A 389-nucleotide genomic window follows, 5' to 3' on the forward strand; every position below is an offset into this window, starting at 1 on the left:
GACGGCGAGGTGATCTGGGAAGGCGCGCTTTCGGCGCTGGAGGGGGTTGAGGCCGACGGCGACACCCAGTACCGGATCGGGTCGATCAGCAAGACGTTCACGGCAGTTCTGGTCATGCGGCTCCGTGACGAGGGGCTCCTGGAGCTGACCGACCCGCTTGAGGAGCATCTGCCCGGTACCGACGCGGGCCAGGCCACCGTCGCGGACCTGCTCTCCCACACCGGCGGCCTCGCTGCCGAGGCCCCGGGAGAGTGGTGGGAGCGGAGCCCCGGCACCCTGCGCCCCGGGTTGGCCGACGTGCTCGGTGAGGAGCCGCACCGCCACCCTGTCGGCCGGGTCCACCACTACTCGAACCCCGGCTACACCCTGCTCGGCGCGCTGGTGGAGGA

1 protein-coding gene is annotated in these 389 nt (G+C 71.7%); it reads left to right on the plus strand.

Annotated elements, in window-relative coordinates; all coding sequences use genetic code 11:
* Positions 1-389: serine hydrolase (locus HTV45_RS33375; protein ID WP_215209625.1), on the plus strand; the 389-nt coding region annotated here is incomplete at both ends.

This window comes from Streptomyces sp. CHD11 (assembly GCF_018638295.1).
Classification (GTDB): Bacteria; Actinomycetota; Actinomycetes; order Streptomycetales; family Streptomycetaceae; genus Streptomyces.